General features: G+C 60.0%; 17 protein-coding genes. 9 read left to right on the top strand and 8 right to left on the bottom strand.

The genetic code is table 11. From position 1 onward, the window contains the following. The 9 genes from KORM41_RS00680 to KORM41_RS00640 all read left to right on the top strand — a co-directional run bounded on the left by KORM41_RS00680 (window position 1) and on the right by KORM41_RS00640 (window position 8950). Window positions 1–654 (top strand): TVP38/TMEM64 family protein, encoded by a 654-nt coding sequence (locus KORM41_RS00680; protein WP_068143342.1) that lies wholly within the window; start codon window positions 1–3, stop codon window positions 652–654. A gap of 88 nt (window positions 655–742) precedes the next feature. Further along, window positions 743–1384, top strand: a complete 642-nt coding sequence (locus KORM41_RS00675) for a B3/B4 domain-containing protein (RefSeq protein ID WP_068143339.1) — start codon at window positions 743–745, stop codon at window positions 1382–1384. A gap of 91 nt (window positions 1385–1475) precedes the next feature. Beyond that, a complete protein-coding gene (locus KORM41_RS00670) occupies window positions 1476–2972 on the top strand; it encodes a hypothetical protein (RefSeq protein ID WP_068143336.1) in 1497 nt (498 codons plus the stop codon). Window positions 2973–3048: 76 nt separating this feature from the next. Continuing rightward, window positions 3049–3882: a crotonase/enoyl-CoA hydratase family protein gene (locus tag KORM41_RS00665; protein WP_068143335.1), complete on the top strand. Its 834-nt coding sequence runs from the start codon at window positions 3049–3051 to the stop codon at window positions 3880–3882. A gap of 43 nt (window positions 3883–3925) precedes the next feature. After that, window positions 3926–4570, top strand: a complete 645-nt coding sequence (locus tag KORM41_RS00660; protein WP_068143333.1) for a phosphoribosylanthranilate isomerase — start codon at window positions 3926–3928, stop codon at window positions 4568–4570. 36 nt (window positions 4571–4606) lie between these two features. Next, window positions 4607–5815, top strand: a complete 1209-nt coding sequence (gene trpB, locus KORM41_RS00655) for a tryptophan synthase subunit beta (RefSeq protein WP_068143331.1) — start codon at window positions 4607–4609, stop codon at window positions 5813–5815. 3 nt (window positions 5816–5818) lie between these two features. Next, window positions 5819–6646, top strand: a complete 828-nt coding sequence (gene trpA, locus KORM41_RS00650; RefSeq protein WP_068143329.1) for a tryptophan synthase subunit alpha — start codon at window positions 5819–5821, stop codon at window positions 6644–6646. Window positions 6647–6693: 47 nt separating this feature from the next. Beyond that, window positions 6694–7566 carry an acetyl-CoA carboxylase, carboxyltransferase subunit beta gene (gene accD, locus KORM41_RS00645; protein ID WP_068143327.1) on the top strand — a complete coding sequence of 291 codons (873 nt, stop codon included), beginning with the start codon at window positions 6694–6696 and terminating at the stop codon, window positions 7564–7566. A gap of 64 nt (window positions 7567–7630) precedes the next feature. Further along, on the top strand, window positions 7631–8950 hold the full coding sequence (locus KORM41_RS00640; RefSeq protein ID WP_156431840.1) for a bifunctional folylpolyglutamate synthase/dihydrofolate synthase: 1320 nt from the start codon (window positions 7631–7633) through the stop codon (window positions 8948–8950). 166 nt (window positions 8951–9116) lie between these two features. Here KORM41_RS00640 and trxA read toward each other — a convergent pair whose 3' ends face one another. From trxA to ahcY, 8 genes are all read right to left on the bottom strand, one after another. After that, window positions 9117–9515, bottom strand: a complete 399-nt coding sequence (trxA, locus tag KORM41_RS00635; protein ID WP_331709186.1) for a thioredoxin — start codon at window positions 9513–9515, stop codon at window positions 9117–9119. 84 nt (window positions 9516–9599) lie between these two features. Beyond that, the gene (gene addA / locus KORM41_RS00630) at window positions 9600–13043 is read right to left on the bottom strand and encodes a double-strand break repair helicase AddA (protein ID WP_068143323.1); all 3444 of its coding nucleotides are present in this window, start codon (window positions 13041–13043) and stop codon (window positions 9600–9602) included. Further along, window positions 13036–16005 (bottom strand): double-strand break repair protein AddB, encoded by a 2970-nt coding sequence (gene addB, locus KORM41_RS00625; protein ID WP_068143322.1) that lies wholly within the window; start codon window positions 16003–16005, stop codon window positions 13036–13038. Before addB ends, addA begins: the two co-directional genes overlap by 8 nt. Window positions 16006–16008: 3 nt before the next feature. Continuing rightward, window positions 16009–16758, bottom strand: a complete 750-nt coding sequence (locus tag KORM41_RS00620; RefSeq protein WP_068143321.1) for a nucleotidyltransferase family protein — start codon at window positions 16756–16758, stop codon at window positions 16009–16011. Continuing rightward, complete coding sequence (gene tsaE, locus KORM41_RS00615) at window positions 16755–17231, bottom strand: tRNA (adenosine(37)-N6)-threonylcarbamoyltransferase complex ATPase subunit type 1 TsaE (protein ID WP_068144056.1); 477 nt, start codon at window positions 17229–17231, stop codon at window positions 16755–16757. Before tsaE ends, KORM41_RS00620 begins: the two co-directional genes overlap by 4 nt. An 11-nt stretch (window positions 17232–17242) precedes the next feature. After that, window positions 17243–19612 (bottom strand): PAS domain-containing sensor histidine kinase, encoded by a 2370-nt coding sequence (locus KORM41_RS00610; RefSeq protein WP_231727095.1) that lies wholly within the window; start codon window positions 19610–19612, stop codon window positions 17243–17245. A gap of 114 nt (window positions 19613–19726) precedes the next feature. After that, complete coding sequence (gene metK, locus KORM41_RS00605) at window positions 19727–20893, bottom strand: methionine adenosyltransferase (RefSeq protein WP_068143317.1); 1167 nt, start codon at window positions 20891–20893, stop codon at window positions 19727–19729. Window positions 20894–20935: 42 nt separating this feature from the next. Further along, the gene (ahcY, locus tag KORM41_RS00600; protein ID WP_068143315.1) at window positions 20936–22222 is read right to left on the bottom strand and encodes an adenosylhomocysteinase; all 1287 of its coding nucleotides are present in this window, start codon (window positions 22220–22222) and stop codon (window positions 20936–20938) included. Between the last annotated feature and the right edge of the window lie 51 nt (window positions 22223–22273).

The raw sequence follows: 22273 nt of genomic DNA, 5'->3' as shown, positions 1-22273 counted from the left end.
ATGGCAGCCCTTGTGAAAATATTCCTGATGCTGGCGCTCGCCTTCGCATCAACATTTGTGGTGCTGAAAGCCACTGGCATTCTTTCTGTCGCGCAGATCGAAGGCTGGCTTGATGCCGCCTCGAACCTGTCGCCGGGCCTTGTCGCCGCCATCATCGCCGCCCTTTTGTTTGCAGACCTGTTCATCGCCATGCCAACCCTGACGCTATGCCTGCTCGCGGGCTATTTTCTGGGCTTTGGCGTCGGCAGCATGGCGTCTATCACCGGCCTGACGTTGGCAGGCATAGCGGGCCACGGCCTGAGCCGCCTGTATGGCGACAAGCTTCTCGCGCGCATTGCCCGAAACCCACAGCAAGTGGCTGAAGCCAAGGACATGTTCCAGAAGCACGGTTTCCTGATGATCCTGATCGGGCGCGCCATGCCCATCATCCCGGAAGTGTCAGCCTGCATGTCGGGTATCACGCGGATGCGCTTCAGCCGCTTCCTGACAGCATGGTGGCTGGGCACCGTCCCCTATTGCCTGATCGCGGCCTATGCCGGTTCAGTCAGCACGGTGGATGACCCCATGCCCGCCATCTATGCCGCGCTTACGCTCTCGGCCACCCTTTGGGGCGCCTGGTTCTATTTTCACCGGCGGATATGGGCCAAAATCTGAGCCCACACGCGGCCGGAAATTTGTGCTGCGGAGATTATGGCCTTTACGGAAACCGCCCGTTAAGATGGAGGTAGTCAGGGAGTATATTATGCCGCAGCTATCCATCGATCCCCGGTTTCAGGAACTTGGTTTTGCCGTCCATGTGGGCGCGCTTGATTATGATGTCGCTGTGCGGCCGTCACCGCCGGGCCTTGTTACCTCCATTGAGGACGGCGCAGAGATGCGGCTGCAGGAACTTTTGGGCGAAGCGGCGGCGAGCGACCCGGTGATCGCGAACGTGCGAGCCGCCTTCAAGGCCTGCGGCAAGGACCCGAGCCGCTACCGCCCGTCATCTGAATCCCTGACCCGCCGAGTGATCGCGGGCAAGCCCTTATATCAGGTCAATAATGTGGTCGACAGCGGCAACCTTGTGTCGCTGATGACCGGCATCCCGATCGGCATCTATGACACCGCCAAAATCGATGGCGATATGACGCTGACCATCGGTGCGAAAGGCGACACATACGAAGGCATCGGCCGCGGGCCGATCAACCTTGAGGGCCTACCGGTCCTGAAGGACGACAAAGGCCCCTTCGGCACCCCCTTTTCCGACAGCGCCCGCACGGCGGTGACGGAAGACACCACGCACATCGTAATGGTGCTTTTTGGCCTGAATATCGATATCGCGCACGTGGAAGCGGCAGCCGAGATCGGCGATACGCTGATCACCCGTTTCTGCGCACCGGACTGACCCCAGGGCAACCACCCGCATTTTTTAGCTTGATCCTTCCCTCCAATTATCATTATGTTATTCTATTACGTTAATGAAGTTGGGGAACATCATGCGATTGTTGGTTGGGGCATTGTTGCTGTTGCTGGGGGCTGTCAGCGCCAGGGCGGAAAGCGATATCGAGCTTCTGAACGCCACACTGGTGGCCAAGTTCCATTTCGCGGAAGAGGCACCTGACGGCCAGATGGTGGGGGCTTATCAGGTCAGCTTCCGCAACATTGGCGACACGCCGGTAAGCAAGATCTCCCTCCTTCTCAACCCCGGCCTGCAATTCGACAAAGTTGTGGGTCCAGGCGGCAAGACGCTCAAATTGACCAGCCGGGTTGCGTCCGCAACGGGTATGCGTCCGTTAGAGCTGAACGTCGCCGAGGTGACCCTGCCAAAATCGCTGCGCAAGGGTGAAAGCCGCTTGGAGATCGTAGTGCATTACCGCGGGTATCTGCAGGACCTCTCGCAGACCGGCCTCGTGGGGGTCAAGGAAACGCTGCACCCAGATTTCACCATGATCCGCGCCCAAAGCTTCGGCTATCCTGTGTTCGCAGACGCAGATAGGTTGTCCATCCAAGAGGCGTGGACCCACAAACCCTTTTATCAGGTCGCCTTCCTTGACGTGCCCGGCTTGAACTCCGTGGTCGGCAACCTGAAGATTGCCCAGAAAACCACCGATGGCGACATCACCAAGTTCGAAATGAAAAGCGAGCAACCCACCGGCCTGATGACACTCGCCATAGGGCCTTATAAGTTCATGCCGCAACCAGCGGCAAGCCTGGCGTATATGACTATGGACCAATCATCTGCAGCAGCTGTGGCCGTATCTCTGGAAAGGGAAATATCGAGCCTGTCGAATATTCTGGGTCCACTGCCAAATTCCAAACACCTTACAATCGCCGAAATCCCCGATGGATTTAAACACCCGCGCGACACCGGCCTTGCCCTGCTAACTCTGGATCAGATCAATGTCCCTGATTTGGCGCAAAAAACAGGACGGGTCCATCCAATTGAAGACAATACAGACGATATCTTTCAGGCCAATGGTGTCACTGGTCACCTGTCCGAAGGATTTGTACGATCAAACTTGATCGACCTATGGCGTTTGAACCCAAGAGGCAAGCAGGATCATTGGGCTGTTGGGATTGATCGGTATCTTCAGATTCGACTGAATGAAGAGGTCGCCCTCCCGCACTTGAGAAAAGGCGCTTACAGATCCGTCAGAGAATTCGCGTCCAAAGACCCAATGTTTTCAAAGACACCTTTGACCGAGTATGCAGTTGAAGGATTTGACAGCAAGATCAATACCGTCAGCACACTTACCTTCAATGTATTAGATGAACTCCTCGGCCGCGACGAGTTCTTCGCCCTGGTGCGCAGTATGCGCGCGGACCTGAGCGTCGGCTATGCCGATATGCAGTCTGTCGCAGACCATCTGGATATGCACATCAAAGACAAAAAGGCCCGCAAATTCGCGAACAACTGGTTCCAGAAAGGCCGCATCGGCAAGGATATGGCCAAGGCCGGAAGCTTCGAAGAGCTGGTCGCGCTCTACCGGTAAAAAATCACGGCAGCAAGGTGGCCCCCCGGCTGTTTCGCCCAATATAATGGAGCAGAACAGCCGGGAGGAGCCACGCATGACGTTTGAAACCATCACTGTTGAGATCAAGGACCATATCGCCCATGTGGCCTTCAACCGGCCAGACAAGCTTAATGCCATGAACGGCACCATGTTCGGCGAGATCGGCAAAGCCTTCCGCGAGCTTGATGAAAACCCTTCCGTAAGGGCAGTGATCCTGTCCGGCAACGGCAAGCATTTCACCGCTGGGCTGGACCTGAAGGAAAGCGGCGCGGTGCTGGGGGCAACAGAAGGCGACCCCGCGCGCATCCGTGAAAAGCTCCGCCGTCATATCCTCTGGCTGCAGGACTGTTTCACCGCCATTGACACTTGCCGCGTGCCTGTAATCTCCGCTGTCCACGGTGCCTGCATCGGCGCGGGCGTGGATGTGATCACCGCCTGCGATATCCGTTTGGCGGTTGAGGACGCCTATTTCACCATCCAGGAAATCAACGTGGGAATCGTGGCGGATGTGGGCACGCTGCAGCGTGCCCCGCACGTGCTCCCGTTCGGCATCGTCAAGGAATTGGCCTACACGGGCCGCAAGATGCACACGGACGAAGCCCACAGGTTAGGTTTCCTCAATCATATCGCGAAAGACCGTGACGACTTGCACCAGCAGGCCTTACGGATCGCGCAAGAAATTGCTTCCAAAAGTCCTCTTGCGGTTGCAGGCACAAAAGCTGTACTCAATCATGCACGGGATCATTCGGTTGCGGACGGCCTTGATTATGTCGCCACCTGGAACAGCGGGATGCTCCTTGGCGAAGATCTGATGAAGGCCGCAACGGCTGCGCTGACGCGCCAAAGCGTGGAATTCGACGATCTGATGAAAAGCGACGATCCGGCCTAAGGGCGCACCCTGCCCCACGCCGGTTTTGAGGAACCCATGGGGCATGTCTGTTTCGGTAAAGATTTGCGGCATTACAAAGCCTGAACACGCCAACTTGGCAGCCTTTTATGGCGCCCGCTGGCTTGGCTTTGTTTTCTTCGATAAGTCGCCCCGGAACCTGACGCTCAAGGACGCTGCTGCCATGCGCCGTCAGCTGCCGTCCTCAACTGAACGGGTGGGCCTGTTCGTTAACGCGGATCATGATTTCATTGAGGATGCCTGCGACGCGCTGGATTTGGACTGGGTGCAGCTGCACGGCGACGAATACCCCAATGAGGCACTGATCCTGAAGAACCGCCTTGGCGTATCAATCATCAAGGCAATCGGGGTATCAACGGCAGAGGATATCGATCAGGCTGACATGTTCGCCCCCCACGTGGACGCGATCCTGTTTGATGCCAAGCCGCCGAAAGGGTCTGACCGCCCGGGCGGCAACGCGCACAGCTTCCCCTGGAACCTGCTGTCGGGCAGGGACCTGCCGTACCCCTGGTTGCTGGCAGGTGGCCTGACGCCAGAGAATGTCCGGCAGGCGGTTCAGGAAAGTGGTGCCCACGCCGTGGATGTCTCCTCGGGCGTTGAAGATGCGCCGGGCAAGAAGTCCGGTGAGAAAATTGAAGCCTTCCTTAGTGCTGCGAAAGCCGTAAGGTAGGGTTTCCGGTGGTTTTATGTGAGTTAGGACGTACCAATGTCGCTTAACAGTTATCGTACCGGCCCTGATGAAAAGGGTCACTTCGGAAAATTCGGTGGACGCTATGTCTCGGAAACCCTGATGCCACTGGTGCACCAGGTGGAAAAGGCATACCGCGACGCCATCAAGGACCCGGATTATCTGGCCGAGCTGGACGAACTGAACCGCCAATATATTGGCCGTCCGAACCCGCTCTATTTTGCTGAGCGCCTGACCGAGCATCTGGGCGGCGCCAAGATTTACCTGAAGCGCGAGGACCTCAACCACACCGGTGCGCACAAGATCAACCACGCCATCGGCCAGGTACTGCTGGCGAAACGCATGGGCAAGACCCGCGTGATCGCCGAAACTGGCGCGGGCCAGCACGGCGTTGCCACCGCCACCGTGGCCGCCCGCTTCGGCCTTGAATGCACTGTCTTCATGGGTGCGGTGGACATCGAGCGCCAGAAGCCGAATGTGTTCCGCATGAAGCTGTTGGGCGCAGAGGTGAAACCGGTGACCAGCGGCTCCGCGACCCTGAAGGACGCGATGAATGATGCGCTCCGCGACTGGGTCACCAATGTGCATGACACCTTCTATATCATCGGTACAGTGGCGGGCCCGCACCCCTACCCTATGCTGGTACGCGATTTCCAATCCATTATCGGCCGCGAAACCCGCGAGCAGCTGCAAGCCCAGGAAGGCCGCCTGCCCGACAGCCTTGTGGCCTGTGTGGGTGGCGGCTCGAACGCCATGGGGCTGTTTCACCCGTTCCTTGATGATCCGGACGTGCAGATGTATGCGGTCGAGGCCTCAGGCCACGGCCTGGATACAGACAAGCACGCTGCCTCCATCGCCGGTGGCACACCCGGGGTCCTGCACGGTAACCGCACGTACCTGCTTCAAAACGATGACGGCCAGATCACCGAAGCGCATTCGATCTCGGCCGGGCTCGATTACCCTGGCATCGGGCCGGAGCATGTGTGGCTGCATGAAGCGGGCCGGGTGAACTATGTTTCCGCCACCGATGATGAGGCGCTTGAGGCTTTCCAGCTTTTGTGCCGCACGGAAGGCATCATCCCAGCGCTCGAGAGCAGCCACGCGCTGGCGCAAGTCATCCGCATGGCGCCAGACCTGCCAAAGGACCATATCATCGTCATGAACCTGTCTGGTCGCGGCGATAAGGACATCTTCACAGTGGCAGACGCCCTGGGTGCGGAGATTTAAAGCATGAGCAGACTTTCAAATTGCTTTGAGCGCATGGCCGCAGAAAAACGCGCTGCCTTCGTTACTTTCGTAACCGCCGGTGATCCAACGCATGAGACCTCGATGGAAATCGTGAAAGGCCTGCCCGGCGCAGGTGCCGACATCATCGAACTGGGGATGCCTTTCACCGACCCGTCAGCCGATGGCCCAGCAATCGACAAAGCGGCCCAGCGCGCGCTGAAGGCTGGCGCAAACATGAATCGGACCCTTGAAATCGTGCGTGAGTTTCGCAAAGACGACAACAGTACGCCGATTGTCCTGATGGGTTATTTCAACCCCATTTATGCTTATGGAACCGAAAAATTCTGCACGGACGCAGCCGCCGCGGGCGTTGACGGGCTGATCGTCGTCGACCTGCCGCCCGAGGAAGATGAGGAGCTTCGCCTGCCCGCAAATGCGGCCGGGATCGACGTGATCCGCCTTGCCACACCAACGTCCGATGACGCCCGTTTGCCTACAGTACTGGATGGCGCGAGCGGATTCGTCTATTATGTAGCCGTAGCCGGCGTGACGGGCGGCAAATCTGCTACGGCAGATGATATCGAATCGGCGGTAATGCGTATCAAGTCACATACAGACTTGCCAGTTGCCGTCGGATTCGGTATCCGCACGCCTGAACAGGCCGAAGCCATCGCCCGCGTGGCGGATGGGGCTGTGGTCGGGTCCGCAATCGTCTCCTTGATTGAAACCGGGCTCGATGACACCCACATGCCGAAAGAGGGTATGGTCAAGGACGTGCTGGACTTTACCGGGAAACTCGCAGAAGGTGTGCGGGCCGGGACAAAAGGCTGAAGGGCGCCAAGCGCCAAAAAGGCAGATAAGAGAAGGGGTTGAGACGCATGAGCTGGCTCACCAACTATGTAAAACCGAAGCTGCAAAAAGTACTGAACCCAAAGGAAACACCAGACAACCTTTGGCACAAGTGCAAAAGCTGCGGCCAGATGATCTTCCAGAAAGAATTTGTCGCCAACCAATATGTGTGTGCGCACTGCGACCATCACGACCGCGTACCGCCCACCGACCGGTTCGACAATCTTTTCGATCATGGCACCTACGATCTTATCGACCTGCCAGACGTGACGCAGGACCCGCTGAAGTTCCGCGACACGCAAAGATATTCCGAGCGCCTCAAGAACGCGCGCAAGAAAACCGGCGATGAAGATGCCATCAAGGTTGCTGTGGGCAAGATCGGCGGCGAACAGGTTGTCGTCGCGGTTCAGAACTTCTTCTTCATGGGCGGTTCCATGGGCATGGCCGTGGGCGAAGGCATCATTGCCGGCGCTCGCCATGCACTGAAGATCGGCGCGCCATATGTAATGATGACCGCCTCGGGTGGCGCACGCATGCAGGAAGGCATTCTTTCCCTGATGCAGATGCCGCGCACCACGGTCGCGATCCAGATGCTCCGCGACGCGGGCCTGCCTTACATTGTTGTGCTGACAGACCCGACAACAGGTGGCGTGTCTGCATCCTATGCCATGCTGGGCGACGTTCAGATCGCTGAGCCGGGCTGCATGATCGGTTTTGCAGGCCAGCGTGTAATCGAACAAACCATCCGTGAGAAACTGCCGGAACGGTTCCAGACAGCAGAATATCTGCAGGAACACGGCATGGTGGACGCGGTTGTGCACCGGCATGAGCTGGGCGAAAAGCTGGGTACTATGATCCGCCTCCTGATGGGCGGGCGGCATAAGAAAAAGGCCGCCGAATAAATTTTGTAAGTCTTGACCGGCCGCCGGCATCCAGCCAGGCGGCCTTTCTTTAGGGAGCCCATTCGTGGATACATCGGCCAGCGATGCTGTTCTGGCGCGCCTGATGCGCCTGCACCCCAAGAAGATCGACCTGTCGCTTGGCCGCATGGAACGCTTGCTCGAACGACTTGGTCGCCCGCAGGACAAGCTGCCACCCGTGATCCATATCGCCGGCACAAACGGCAAGGGCTCCACCACCGCTACCCTGCGCGCGATTGCCGAGGCCGCCGGGCACCGGGTGCATGTCTACACCAGCCCTCATCTGGTTCGGTTCGCAGAGCGCATCCGTGTTGCAGGCAAGCTGATTTCCGAAGACGCGCTGACGGAACTATTGGAAGAATGCGAGCAAGCGAACGGCGAAGACCCGATCACTTTCTTTGAAGTGACCACTGCCGCTGCCATCCTTGCGTTCGCGCGCACGCCGGCAGACCTCTGCATCCTCGAGGTCGGCCTTGGCGGGCGTCTTGACGCCACCAATGTCGTGGCAAAGCCTGCCGCCGTGGGCATCACGCCCGTAAGCATGGATCACGAACAGTTCCTGGGCGACACGCTCGCCAAAATCGCGTTTGAAAAAGCCGGCATCATCAAGGAAGGCGTCCCCACGGTCGTTGGCCCACAAATGGGTGAAGCAGCAAGGACCATCCTGGGCGTGTGCGAGAAAAAAGGCGTACAGCCGAAACTTTTTGAGCGTGACTGGCAGGCCAGCATCAAACCACGCGGTGACGGCTTCAATTATGGTGACTGGAAAAGCGAATTTGACCTGCCCATGCCGAACCTTGTGGGCGAACACCAGGTGACAAACGCGGGCATGGCCATTGCCCTTGCGCACGCGCAACAGGCCATCACCATCCCCGATGCCGCAATCAAGGCGGGGCTTGGTTGGGTGCGCTGGCCAGCGCGCCTCCAGGAGATCAAGAACAGCCCGCTTAACGCCATGCTGCCGGAAGGCCATGACCTGTGGCTGGACGGTGGCCATAACCCGGCGGCAGGGCAAGTGATCCGGTCGTTCCTATCAGAAGTGGACCCGGTGGAGCGCGAGATCATTCTGATCCTTGGTATGCTCGGGAACAAGGATGCCAAGGGCTACCTGAAGCCCCTTTCGGGCATCGTCAACCGAGTGATCGCCGTGCCGATCCCGGGTGAGCCGGGTGCCGCGGAACCCGGCTTCCTTGCGGGTGCGGCTACCGACGCAGGCATCAATGGACTGGTGGCCAAGGACGTAACAGCGGCGCTCAAGATGACGGGTGAAAAGGCCCAGGACGAACGCCCGCCTTTTGTCCTGATCGGAGGCTCGCTCTATCTCGCGGGCCAGGTGCTTCGCGAAGCAGGCATCCTGCCGAGCTAAATAGGATAAAAACTGTCATGCTGAACTTGTTTCAGTATCCATACAGTTCGTCTTCCGCGCTGACACCTAAAGCAATGGACCCTGGAACAAGTTCAGGGTGACGCCTTCCGCAACAAAAAAAGGCGCCTGATAGGGCGCCTTTCTCAAGTCTCGATGAAGCGAACGCTTAGAGCGCGCTGTCAATCCACTGCTCAAGCTGGGCTTTCGGCTTGGCGCCCATGGTGGTCGCCACGGCTTCGCCGCCCTTGAAGATCAGCATGGTTGGGATCGAACGCACACCGAAAGACGTTGGCGTCTCTGGGTTTTCGTCGATGTCCATCTTCGCGATCACGATGTCGTCACGCTCGCCGGAGATCTGCTCCAGAACCGGGCCGATCATTTTACAGGGGCCGCACCATGGCGCCCAGAAATCAACCAGAACTGGCTTGTCGGATTTCAGCACTTCAGCTTCAAAATTGTCGTCGGTGATGGTGATAGTCGCCATAACTCTGTCTTCTTTCTTTTGCTCGCCGGGCCGGAACGCTACAAGGCCCGAGCGGAATGTTGCCTCTTTTGTCCGCCTCACTGGCGGCTTGAAAGCTAACGTAAGAACAGGCCCGCGCGGGGTCAAGGTTTAGTAACACGGTCGTGAAAACAAACCAGATATGGGCTAAAGCCCCATGGTATTAAGTGCTTCATCCATCTGGGTTTTGCTGAGTTCCATCAGAAGCGCGATGTCCGTCCACAAAAGGGCAGTACGGACCGTGCGCCCAGGGTATATGCCCTCGAGTGCCCTTTTATAGAGCCCCATCTGCTTGAGGTAAATTGGCGCCACACCCGCGGCATCCCTCGGTGGCGGGCGGTTGGTCTTATAGTCGACAATCAGCACATCTGATTCGGTCACCACAAGGCGGTCCACCTGGCCAGAAATGATGCGGCTGCCCACGCTGCCGGCCACCTGCACTTCGGCGCGACTGCCTGGTGCAAACAAGGGGCTGAAGACCGGATCATTCAGGATATTTTCCACCTCGCCCCAGAAGGCATCCACATCGCTTTCGGGCAAGCCGCCCGAGCGCCGCAGATAGGCTTTCGCGGCGTCTGCCCGGGTATCCACAGGCATGTCAGGTAGCCACTCTAGCAGTGTGTGGATCAAGCGTCCGCGTTCGAACCGCTTGCCGTCACCGCGCGCAGTCGGGCTTGTGGCGGCAGGTTCGTCCTCGTCCGGGCGGCTGGGCGCCAGCGGTCGCGGCGGATCAGGCTCATCGGGCATTCTTTGCGTGATCCAATCCGGCAGCGCAGCCACAGCGTCTGCTTTTGCTTTCGCCTTCGCGGGTGGCACTTCGGCAGTTTGCTCGACCGTCAGGCGCTTCACCTCACGCCCGTCCGCAAGCGTCACGTCCTCCGCCCCGATGCGCTCAAAACCGGCCTCGATGGCCTTGAACCAGCTGTGCTCGTTCGGCTCCCGCCTGTCCTGCCAGCCCGCGATATAAAGCCGGTCCTCGGCGCGCGTCAGCGCCACATAAAGAAGCCGCCTATATTCATGAACCTGCTTCTCCTTCAGCGCCGCTTTCATCTCCTCAACGATCGCCAGGTTCTTGGCAGGCGATGTCCACAGCAATAGCGGCGGCATATCCGGGTCTTTTGCCTCCAAGGGCAGCACGCGTCCGTCACGGCTCACATCCGGCATGCTCACAAGGTCCGAGAGGAACACAATCGGCGCCTGAAGGCCCTTGGCGCTGTGGGCTGTCATGATGCGCACGGCACCGCCCGCAGCTTCCATATCCCGCTTGATCTGGGTGCCGCCATGCTCCACCCGGTGAATGAAGGCCTGCAGGCTGGCGGCCTGCGTGTGTTCGAACCGCAGCGCTTCCTCCAGAAGTTCATCGATCGGGTCATGCACCTCTTCCCCGAGACGGGATGTCAGCTTTTTCCGACCGCCCAGGTCAGTGAGCACATGAGAGAAAAACTCGAACGGCGTCAGGATATCCGCGCCCTTCACCACGTCCTGCATGAACTTCAGTGCACGGGCGAACTCCGGCCTCTCCCCCGCTTTCTTCTGGAGCGCGTGCCACAAGGCACCCTTACGGCCGTAAGCGAGATCAAACAACAAGTCGTCATCGAAGCCCACGAACGGGCTTTTGAGCACGGTCGCCAGCGTCAGGTCATCGGTGGGCAGAAGCGCCGCGTGCGCCAGCGCGAGCAAGTCCATCACCGGCAGCTCGTCCGTCAGCACCATCCGGTCGCGGCCCGCCACCGGCACGCCCAGATACTTGAGCGCGCGCACCAGATGGTCGACAAACGCCGTCCGGCGGCGCACCAGCACCAGCACGTCGCCTGCCTCAATGGGGCGGCCCTGCGCTTCCAGAATCTCACGGTTGCGGATCATGTCATTGATACGTCGGGCGATGCGCCAGGCCGTGCGGCCTTCCGCGTCATCTGCCTGTTCCTGAACGGTAGGCGGCACCCATGTGGCTTCCTCGTCGCCCTCATTATCCGCGGCTGGTGCCTCGAGCGGCCACAGCTCCACAAGGCCGCCATGGCCAGAACGGATAAACTGGTGTTCCACATGCTCAAGGTCCGCGGAAAGTCCGTGCCACGCGTCTGCTTCCCGGTGGAACACAGCATCCACAAGCGACAGTACAGCACCACCCGAGCGGAACGACAGATTAAGCGGTACAGGTTCGGCCTCGCATTCCGCCTGCCAGGCACGGTGGAACACCCGGTCGCGCGCAGCAACGAACTCGCGCGGGTCGGCGCGCTGGAAAGAAAAGATCGATTGCTTGGCGTCCCCCACGGCAAAGATGGTGCGCACCACATCCCGGTCACGCGCGCCCTCGCCTGAGAAAAACTCAGCCGCCAGCGCCTCCACCACCCGCCACTGGTCGCGGTTGGTATCCTGCGCTTCATCAACCAATATATGGTCCACCTGCGCGTCCAGCTTGAAGAGCACCCACGGCGCCACGTCCCCGCGGCTCAGAAGACCCACCGTGCGGTCGATCATGTCGTCGAAATCCACAAGCCCGCGCTCAGACTTGATATCGTGATAGCGCCCAAGCTGCGCGAGCCCAAGCTGCAACAGCGCCGTTGTGGCCTCTGCCGCCTCGATCCGTGCCATACGGTCCGTCACGCGCATGAGGCGCGTCTGTTCTTTCTCAATGATCGCTTCAAACTCGGGATGGTCTGTTAGCGTTTTCTTGACCGCGATCCGGGCGCGGGGCGTACCGGTGGCAGTCAGAAAGGCCAGCGCATAGTCATCAAACAATGCTTTGCGCGCGTCCCCTTCCGCTGCCGTGAATGCGGTGATCGCTTCCCCTGCTTTCGCTTCCGTCTTGCTGCCTGCAAGCAGAACCGGCCCGATAGTGCGCATGCCCCCAAGGTCGAACGCGTCGTCCGCTATCGCCGCCTCAAGCACTGCGGCTTTTGTTTCTCCCGGCGTCAGGTCAAGCGCGCGGTATAGGGCGGGCACCAGCCCCATGCTGCCGTATGCCTGCTCCGCACGGCGGAGGGTGGAGGCTTCGAACGACAGCCGCTCGATCACCTCATCGAAGGTGTTTTCCGTTACCAGCCCCGCGACCTTGTCGAGCGCCTTCTTGACCGCCGCGCCAGCTGGCGTCTGGGTGTAAGCCAGCATCTGGTCCTTGGCCGACGCCATGGTCTCTGCGGCGTCCGCTTCGTCCATGCCCTCGAACCCCGGTGCCATCCCAGCCTCCAGCGGGAAACGGCCCAGAAGCGCCTGACAGAAGCTGTGGAACGTCTGGATCTGCAGTCCACCAGACAGATCAAGCACCTTTGCGAACAGCTGACGCGCGCGGGTCAGCATGTCAGCGTCCGGGTATTCTTCGGTACGGCGATTGATCTCTGCGGCCAGCACGTCATCGGCCATCAGGGTCCAGCGCCCGAGTTCCTCGAAGATACGGTTTTTCATCTCCGCTGCCGCAGCCTTGGTGAAGGTCAGGCAGACGATGTTTTCAGGGTCTGTACCCGTCAGCATCAGCCGAAGCACGCGGGCGGTCAGAACGTGGGTCTTGCCCGTTCCGGCAGATGCGCCCACCCAGGCTGTCAGTTCCGGGTGCGTGGCACGCGCCTGTTCAAACGTCATGCGGGGTTTAGCCATCTTTGCCTCCCCCGAACGGATCATCGGCGTTACGCCATTCTTTCACCCGCGCAAGATGGTCATAGTCGCCATAACCGGCTTCCTTGGGCCGCGGGTTGGAAAGATATGGTGTCGTGGGCTTCGAGAACTCTTTCACCAGGCCGGTTAAGCCTTGTTCCGCGTCCGAAATAATATCCGGCACGTCTTTGATGGGGCGGTGCTGTTTCTGCACCGGCTCCCCGCCCTTCAGTTCCCAGAACACAAGGTCTTCAACCTCTGTCCCGTCCACGCCCTCGAACGCGCCGCGCTCAGCTAGCCAGCCCTCAAGCGGCAGCTGGGGCGCGAAGCCCGCTTCCATGCGGCGTTTGGTGGGAATGTTGCCGGTTTTATAGTCTATGATGGTCAGCGCGCCGCCTTCCCGCCGGCGGTCGATCCGGTCTGCCTTGGCGATCAGCGTGAAATCGGCGCCCGGCAGCTTCGCCTCTGCCCAGCTTTCCACCGCTGCCACGTCATAAAGCTCCGCGCGCTCGGCCTCATTTTTCACGAACCAGTCGGCAATACGCTCGAACCGCGGCCACCAAAAAGCATAAACCGTGGGCATGGTCAGGACGTCTTCGAACACCTTACGGCCTACTTCCATCAGGCGCTTGAGCCCCGCATCACCGCGCGTGGGGCCGTCTTCAAGAAGGAAGCGTTCAAGCGCCTCATGAAGCAGCGTGCCTTTGGTGGCTGCATTCGGTCGGTCGTCCACCGGGTCAAGCGGGCGGAAGCCCAGCACCTTCTGCGCATAAAGGCCATATGGGTCACGCATCCAGGTTTCCACTTGTGTAACCGAAAGCTTGGAGGGGCGCGCATCCAGTGGCGGCGTAGGCCGCGGCGGCAGGCAGGGTGTCACCACCGCGCTGCGGTCAAGCGCTGCCGCCCAATCAAGATAAGGCCCTGCACTTGGGACCTCGCGGCCTGCGAGGGCTTCAATACGGAACAGCCAGCGGCTTGGCACCGTTGGCGCGCCGCCCACTTTTTCCGCGCGCGTCAGCACCACATCACCGCCTGAAGCCGCCTGCACGAAATCGTGGGCAGACTGCCCAATCCGGCGTTCAAGCGGCGGCAAGCCGAACTCTGCCCGCATCGGGCGGTTCATCCAGGGCTCGGGCTTCACCTCGCCCGGCCAGGTGCCTTCATTGAGACCGCCAAGGATCATCAGGTCAGCCCGCTGCAGACGGGCCTCCAGCGTCCCCCAAATGGACAGGCGCGGGTGCTGGCGCCACACGGGCCGCACGCTGACGCCAGCCAGCAGTTCATCGAACAGGGCGGCATAGCCGTCTGCCATCACACCGGTCACTGGCGTTGTTTCCTGAATCAGGTCCGCCAGCGCATCCGCCAGCGCCTGGCCTTCCTCGCCCTTCCACAGGATGGCTTCGCCAGCTTCAGCCTCGGTCGAGGCAAGCGCTTCGGCCACACCCACATGGCGGCGCAGCAGCGCATCGAGCGGCAATTCTTCCGCGAGGCCCTGTTCAAGCGGCGCAAGCGCCTTGATCACGCACTCAAGCACCGCAATGTCATCGTCGTTGAAGCCAGCCTTAGTGTCCTGGGCCACAACGCGGGCACGGGCCATCAGGCCATGGAGGCCACCCGCCGGCCGCACGCCGCGCAGAACAAAGGTATCCAGCCGCCGGAGGCTCGCAAGGAACGCCGGGCGATCCAGCCCCACAGCGACAAACGGATGCTGCAGGAGCGAGAGCAGCGCAACAGGCGAAAACTGTTCAGATGCGGCAGATGCCAAAAGCCCCATAAAACGACCGGGCAGTGTGTTCAGCACCCGGTCACCACCGGAATCGTCCACCTCAATGCCCCAGCGCGACAGGCTGGCGCGCACCATGCGGGCAAGCGCCCGGTCAGGCGTCACAAGCGCCGCGGTCTTTGATGGCTCTTCAAGAACCTCACGCATCATCACCGCAATGGCGTCGGCTTCCTCGCGGCGCGTGGGCGCCACCAGTTTCTTCAGGCCCGCGAAGGGGTCATCAGCATCCGCGAGGCCAAGACCCCGCCAGCCATCGGTTTCCTTGGCAGGCAGCAACGCGTGCCTGAGAAGGAGCCCCCGGTTCGGCCCGACAGGCAGACTGGGCACAGGCCAGTGGGCTACCTCGTGCCGATTTGCGCCCATGGTAAGAAGCAGGCTTTTCAGCACGCCTTGCGGGTGCGTGGCATCGATGGCGTCCCAGGCGCGGTCGGGCATGTCGCGGTCCAGCCCCGGCAAGATCACCGCCCCGTTCGGCATCCGCGCGACAACTGAGAGAAGCTTCGCTGTTGCCGGAATCGAGCCCGTGGAACCGGCCGCAAACACTTGCCCAACAGGCGGGCGCTGGGCCCAGGCTTCAGCGACAATATCCAGCATGGCATCGCGCCGGGCCGCCGGGTTCATCGCACCCTCTGCCTCGAGGATCGCAGGCCAGTGCTCTGACACAATCTTGAGGAAGGCGAGCGTATCTTCCCAGTGGTGCGCCAGATTTTCGGGCACCAGGTCCTTGAGGCCGTCAAACGACAGGCCTTCCGTGTCGATACTGTCCATCAGCTTGGCAAGCTCGCCGGCCAGACGCCAGCCTTGTGCGGGAGCGAGCCGCTCGCCTTTGAGCGCAATCCAGCGCATCACCTGCTGCATCAAGAGAACCTGTCGCCGCGTGCCACCAATGGCGGGCTTAAGGTCAGATGGGTCGAGGCCCAAGCCAGCCCCAAGGAAAGTGATTTCGTCTTCGTCCACATCGCCGATCGGGCGCATGGCGGGGAGGAGCGTGGGCTTCTGACCAAGCTGGCGCAGGAAGGCTTCGCGGAGCGACCGCCCGGCCCGCCGGTTAGGCACCAACACTGTCATGTCCGCGAGCGCTGTAGGGTCCCCGCCTGCGCGGCTGATCAGGCCCGCTGCGAGCGCATCCACGAAGGGATAGGCGGGATCAACCGTGAAAATAGTGGGGTCGCGATCAGCCATGGCCTAGCCCAGTCGCAGGGAGGCCAGCTTGTCCTCCGCCGCCTTGATGGCTTCGGGCGTGCCCACATGCATCCAGTGCCCGGTGTGCAAAAGTCCGAACAGCCGGCCAGCCTTTTCAGCCTTGCGGAAAATCTCCACATTTGACCACCTGCCTTCCGGCATATCATCATAAAGCGCGGGGTTCACCAGTTGAATGCCGCCGAACATAACAGGCGCAGACGCAGCGGAGCCGCGGAAACGAATAGGTGTTGGACCAGACGGATCACCGTCCGGAATAAAGTCTCCTGCACCATGATAACCAAGCGCCTCCGCTGTGGGCACCAGCAACAGCAGCACATCCATGCGCTTGGGGTCAAACACCTGCGCAAGCCGGGTGAGTGTGCCGCCCGTCCCATCGACCCAAAGGGCGTCGCTGTTGATCACATAGATCGGGTCGCGCCCGAGCATCGGCAGCGCTTTTTTCACGCCGCCGCCGGTTTCAAGAAGCGCGTCGCGTTCGTCAGATATAGCCACATGCCCCTCTGCCACAAGCGGGGCAAGGTGGCTTTCGATCTGGTCAGCCAGATGATGCACATTGACCACGATTTTTTCACAGCCCACCTTCCAGAGGTGCGCCAGAATGCGGTCCAGCAGCGGCACGCCAGCGACGCGCACAAGCGGTTTCGGCGTGGTGTCAGAGATCGCACCCATGCGTGTGCCCTTGCCCGCCGCCAGCACCATGGCATTCTTTATGGCGTTTTGGGGTGCGCTCATGCCTCAAGCCCTTCCACGAGCGGCTGCCAGCGAGCATCGCCCGACAGAACGACTGTGCGTTCGCCGCGCTCACCAATCGTCAGCCGCACCGTAAGCGCACCAACCCACCAGTCTTGTGGCATGCGGTCCGGCCATTCGATCAGGCAGATGGCCTCATCCCGCGCTTCGTCCAGCCCAAGCTCGAAGGCTTCTTCGGGGTCCGTGAGGCGGTAGAGATCAGCGTGCCAGACCTCAACACCATCATCGCAGCCATAGGTTTGCACCAGCGTGAAGGTGGGGCTTGGTACTTCGGCTTCCGGGTCATGCAGGCGCGCGCGGATGAAGGCGCGGGCGAGCGTGCTTTTGCCCGCCCCCAAGTCGCCCTCAAGCGCGATGAGACGCCCCGCGGGAACGCGGTCCGCCAGGGCCTCGGCCAGCTTCAGTGTGTCTGCTTCGGTTCGGCATTTTATGGTCCGGGAAACTGTGTCGCTCATGGTCATAAAGTCTATTTGGCGGGTTCGGCGTCAGCCGGTTGGGTACGCGGCAGATCACAGCTCAGCGATAGCCCTTCCTCGCCAAGCGGGTCAAGCCGAATGCTGCCATGATGCAGATTGACGATGGAACGCACCAGCGCCAGGTCAAGGCCTGTCGCAAGCTTGCCGCCCGGGGAAGCGCCCATGCGCACGGTGGTCACCAGCCGGTCGCGTTCCCGCTCGGTCAGCCCGGAATCCGGGTTGCTGATATTGATGGTGACCAGATCATCACTCCCTGAAAGCTCAATCGACAGTTTGCCGCCATGGCGGGCAAAGTTGAGCATGGAGGAAACCATATTGTAAAATGCCTGCCGAATGCGGCGCTCGTCGGCTTCAATCACACCGACATCCTGCAGTTTGTCCAGCTTGATCTGGATTTCCGACTTGCGCGCCAGTTCAACCACCAGATGGCCTGTGTCGTTGATTGCCTCAGTCACATTCATGGGCTTGAGCGTCAGGTGTGCCTCGCCCGCATCCAGCACCGCCAGGTCAAGCACGTCTGCGATAAGGTCCTTGAGCTCGCCCGACGCTGTCAGGATATTTTTGACATAGTCCGCCTGATGGTCATTGAGTTCACCGAACATCTTCTGGTCCAGCATTTCAGCGAAGCCGATGATGCTGTTGAGTGGCGTCCTGAGCTCATAGGACATGTTGGTGATAAATTCGCTCTTGAGCCGATCGGCTGCCTCAAGGGCCGAGGACCGTTCCCTCAGCGCCTGCTCCACCTTGAAGCTGTCGGTCACATCCGACTGCGTCAGCATCACGCCGCCGTCCGGCAGCGGCACGATGGCAAAGTCGATCACCGCATCATCGGTGCGGTACCAACGGCCGCTCCGGTGCTTATGTTCGCTGATCCAGCTGACCAGACGATCCTTGAAATCGCTGTAGCGTGGGTCTTTTTCGTCCGCAATCGCAGGCACCTTGGCAGTCAGTTCGGTCAGGTGCGGGTTGCCGTCAATATCGTCTGCCGTCAGGTTCCACAAAGACCGAAACGCCGGGTTCGAAAGCTGCAACAACCCGTCCGTGCCGAACACGGCGATCGCTTCAACCATATTATCCAGCGTTTCCTGCTGCACCGCCATCAGCGTGTTGTAGGACCGCTCAAGCGCCAGCCGGTCGGTAACATCCTCAAAAAGGATCAGGAGCCCGCCGAACGGGTGCGGCTGGGTCACCACCCGGTGGGCCGTGCCGTCAGGCAAGTGCCACATTTCCTCGAACGGCTCCAGAAGCGTGGTGTAATGCTTGAGGATATTCTTCTTCCACTGCTGGAAATCAGCCTGCTCTGGCAGGCGGCGTTTTTCACGCATGGCATCCAGGATTTCGCTGTGGCGAAGCTCGCTTGAGAGCACGTCTTCGGACAGATGCGACAGCCGGGCAAACGCACTGTTGTAGAACCTCAGCGTCTGCGCCGGTCCGAAAATCGCTACCGGGCTTCGAAGCCGGTTGAGCGTTTCGTTTTGAGCCTCCAGCACACGCGCGAGCTCCGAGAGGGCTTCCTCTTCACCTGTGACATCCACAGCGATGCCCATGACATGGCCTTCATCATCAAGCGGAATATTGGTAACGGCAAAGGCCCGGCGCTGGCCGTCCGTGACACCGAAGCGGCGTTCGCGCACCCGCTCGCCTTTGTCACGCGCCTTGCGGGCAGCAGCCAGGCTGCCACGGTCAAAGAGCTCCAGGTTGCGTTCGGTCACATCATAGACGCTGTTGCCGTCCACGGCTTTCACATAGGCTTCATTGACATCCACGATGCCATAGTCCGGCCCCCGCACCCACACCGGGAACGGCAGGTTGTTGAAAACCCGCGTGAGGTCCTTGAGCTTCAATTCAAGCGCCCGCACGCCCTGGCGGTTGGTCCGCGTTGCGCGGTCCATGCTTTCTTCGATCCACAGGATGCTCGCGGGCCAGCGGTCATCGCGGGCAGGCAGCCACTGAAAATCAAGGATCAGGCGCGGCTGGTTCTTGCCGCGATCAATGATCAGCGGTGTGGAAATATCCCCACCGGAAGAGAGGCTGCGCTTGATATCCGCGACTGTGCGGTCCGGAATGCCGTTTTCTGCTGTGACAAGCTCATCAAGGGTACGCGCGCTGTCGTCCAGGCCCACAAGATCCAGCGTATCGGCATCAGCCTGCATGCGCCCATCCGCCCACAGCCAGATGGGGTGACGGCGGTCTGTCTGGATCATGCTATCAAGGAAGTTGGCAAGGTCCTGCAGCGACCGCGCCCTGTCTGTCGCCCGCCCGGTGCGCCACAAGGCATATAGCGCCAGACCAACCCACGCGGCTGCAGCAACACCAATGACGATCCAGATTACATATGATGGCAGGTCACCAAACGGCACAGCCAAAATCTCCCCTTGGACCAAGACAGAAAATCATCTTGAACTAGGAGAGAGTAGCCTCTTTGCCCGAGGTGGCACAAGACGAGATTGGGCCGGCGAACCGGCCCAATTTGATTAAACGCCGAATTCGCTTTTCAGCGCGTCCACGAGATCGGTCTTCTCCCAGGAGAAGCCACCGTCTTCCGCCGGCTTGCGGCCAAAGTGACCGTAGGACGACGTGCGGGTATAGATCGGCTTGTTGAGGCCCAAATGCTCGCGAATGCCGCGGGGGCTCAGGTTCACCATCTGCTGCAGCACGTTTGACAGATGCTGCGGGTCCACCCGCGGCTGATCGCCCCAGAGGTCCACATACACCGCGAGCGGCTTGGATACGCCGATGGCATAAGCCAACTGGATCGTACAGTTGTTGGCCAAGCCCGCAGCCACCACGTTTTTCGCCAGATAGCGGGCAGCATAAGCGGCTGAGCGGTCCACCTTGGTTGGGTCCTTACCCGAGAAGGCACCGCCACCATGTGGGGCTGCGCCGCCATAGGTGTCCACGATGATCTTGCGGCCCGTGAGGCCAGCGTCACCATCTGGCCCGCCGATCACGAACTTGCCGGTCGGGTTCACATAAAACTCACCTTCAGGGCACATCCAGCCTTCCGGCAGCACCGCTTCCACGTGCTTGCGCACCAGGGCGCGCAGAACTTCCTGCGTGACGCCTTCCTTATGCTGAGTGGAAACCACAACAGATGTGGCACCAACAGGCCTGCCGTCCACATAGCGAAGCGTCACCTGGCTTTTGCTGTCTGGCTCCAATTCTGGCGCCTCACCGGAATGACGCGCAGCAGCAAGGGACTTCAGGATGCGGTGCGAGAAATCGATCGGTGCCGGCATCAGGCTTTCGGTTTCGTCGCAGGCATAGCCGAACATGATGCCCTGGTCGCCCGCGCCTTCGTCCTTGTTGCCAGCGGCGTCAACGCCCATGGCGATATCTGCTGACTGTTCGTGCAGGTGGTTCTCAAAAACGGCATTCTTCCAGTGGAAGCCTTCCTGCTCGTACCCGATTTCACGCACAGCGTTCCTGGCAACTTCCTCGATATGCGCCTGAACGCTTTCAGGGCCGCGTACCTCACCCGCCAGGATGATCCGGTTGGTCGTAACCATGGTTTCGCACGCAACGCGGGCTTCTGGGTCTGCACCCAGATAGAGGTCCACAACGCTATCGGAAATCCGGTCGGCTACCTTGTCCGGGTGGCCTTCTGAGACGGATTCACTGGTGAAAACATATTCGCTCATTCTTCTCTCCTCGAGACAGGGGGCTACCGCCCCCAATCGCCCCTAGTAACGGTAATGTTCCGGCTTGAACGGGCCTGCAACCTGAATGCCCAGGTATTTGGCCTGGTCTTCACTGAGCTGCGTGAGCTTGGCGCCCAGCTTGCCAAGGTGCAGCGCGGCCACTTTCTCGTCCAGGTGCTTTGGCAGCACATAAACATTGCGGTCGTACTTGGTATGGTTTTCCCAAAGCTCAATCTGCGCCAGCACCTGGTTGGTGAAGGAGGCAGACATCACGAAGCTTGGGTGGCCGGTGGCACAGCCGAGATTCACGAGACGACCTTTAGCGAGCACGATCAGGCGCTTGCCGTCCGGGAACACAACTTCGTCCACCTGCGGCTTCACTTCTTCCCATTTCATGTTGGAAAGCGCTGCGATCTGGATCTCGCTGTCGAAGTGGCCGATGTTGCACACAATCGCGCGGTCTTTCATATCGCGCATGTGGTCAAGCGTGATCACGTCCTTGTTGCCTGTGGCGGTGACAAAGATATCGCCAACCTTCGCGGCATCATCCATTGTCACGACCTCATAGCCTTCCATAGCAGCCTGCAGCGCACAGATCGGATCGATTTCCGTTACCATCACGCGCGCACCCTGACTACGGAGCGATTCGGCTGAGCCCTTGCCCACGTCGCCGTAACCGCACACAACAGCAACCTTGCCTGCGATCATTACGTCGGTGGCGCGTTTCACGCCGTCGACCAGGCTTTCGCGACACCCATAGAGGTTGTCGAACTTGGACTTGGTCACGCTGTCGTTGACGTTGATTGCAGGAACTGCGAGCGTGCCGGCCTTCGCCATTTCATACAAACGCATCACGCCGGTTGTTGTTTCCTCGGAAATGCCCTTCACACCATCCATCAGCTCTGGATAGTCTTCGTGCATGATGACAGTCAGGTCGCCGCCATCGTCCAGAATCATGTTCGGCACCCAGCCGTCAGGGCCTTTGATGGTTTGGTGGATACACCAAACGGCTTCTTCCTCGGTTTCACCTTTCCAGGCGAAGACAGGAATACCGGAAGCTGCCATCGCCGCCGCCGCGTGATCCTGTGTCGAGAAGATGTTGCAGCTGGACCAACGCACTTCAGCGCCAAGCGCCGTCAGTGTTTCAATGAGAACCGCAGTCTGGATGGTCATATGCAAACAGCCGGCAATGCGCGCACCCTTGAGGGGCTGGCTTGCACCGAACTCTTCCCTAAGCGCCATCAGGCCTGGCATCTCGGTTTCTGCGATTTTGATTTCTTTGCGCCCCCAGTCGGCGAGCGAAATATCGGCAACTTTATAGTCGGTCATGAATTTGATCCTGCTTAACTCTAGGGCCCGCGCACTTGCACCAAGGCCAAA

The organism is Kordiimonas lipolytica (assembly GCF_001550065.1).
This window is presented reverse-complemented; position numbering and strand designations above follow the sequence as displayed.